The 538-nt window shown below is 36.8% G+C and carries 1 pseudogene; it reads left to right on the top strand.

What is annotated here, in order from left to right:
- Nucleotides 1-538 (top strand): annotated as a pseudogene (locus A7098_RS23360) (phage tail protein); the annotation flags it as partial.

Genomic DNA, 538 nt, shown 5'->3' with positions numbered 1-538 from the left:
CTGGAAATGATTACTGGTTTCGCTCCTGGTTATAAAAAAGTAACTATCGGTGATGATGTTATTACTTTTCCATCAGAGAAGGTTGTATCTTTCACTCGCTCCACTTCTGCAACGTATATAAACAAATCAGGTTCATTTGCTTTTGCAGAAATTAACGAGCCGCGCTTTGAAAAGGAAGGTTTATTAATTGAAGGTCAGAGGACAAATACATTTACTAATAGTAACAATCCTTCATTATGGAATTATGACGGCAAGAATATAGAAATAACCACATCGGTTGATGAATATGGTTTTAAATATGGTTTGTTCGATGTAAAGGAAACATCAACTACTGAAAGGGCGACGATAATATCTACTGGATACAGTAGGGTTATTGATGTTGCTGCAAATGAATCTGTTACTTTGTCCTGTAGGGTTAAGAAGATAAATGGAGAAGGTATTATAACGTTAAGACCCAGAATATCTTTCGTTAACGATGACGGCACAAGCAACACGCTGGTAGCTGGTTCCTACATAGATTGCGAAACTGGTGATGTTT

Source organism: Escherichia sp. MOD1-EC7011 (assembly GCF_002965005.1).
In the GTDB taxonomy this organism is placed as follows: domain Bacteria; phylum Pseudomonadota; class Gammaproteobacteria; order Enterobacterales; family Enterobacteriaceae; genus Escherichia; species Escherichia ruysiae.
The sequence above is the reverse complement of the archived record's forward strand: the minus strand, read 5'-3'. Positions and strand labels throughout refer to the sequence as shown.